This is a genomic window from Pseudomonas sp. GQ91 (assembly GCF_059758795.1).
In genome coordinates this window covers 1-296 of sequence record NZ_JCAXED010000077.1, presented here as the reverse complement: position 1 = coordinate 296, position 296 = coordinate 1, and the positions used below count along the sequence as shown (strand labels likewise).

1 protein-coding gene is annotated in these 296 nt (G+C 65.9%); it reads right to left on the bottom strand.

Features of this window, described 5'->3' with window-relative positions; genetic code table 11:
• Positions 1-296 (bottom strand): ribonucleotide-diphosphate reductase subunit beta (locus AC6CIA_RS26495; protein ID WP_498316123.1); only part of this gene is annotated, 296 nt, incomplete at both ends.

Below are 296 nucleotides of genomic sequence, written 5' to 3'. Positions count from 1 at the left end.
GTCAGGCCTTCGGGGTTTTTCCACAGCGCGATGTCGGCGGTCATGTTGACCTCTTGCGGCATCCAGTGGTTGGCGCAGCCGTCGAGGTACTTCTGCCAGGCCCAGTCGTACTTGAAGGGCACGAGTTGGTTGAGGTCGGCGCGGCAGTTGATCATGCGTTTTTCGTCAACCGCGACCCGGGCGGCAGCGCCTTCGAGTTCGGCGAGGCCTTCGGCGACGTCGAGCTTGTCGAGGGCGGCCTTGGCCCGAACGATGGCGGCGGAGTCACTGGCGGTGACGGCGCGGGCTTCGAGGGC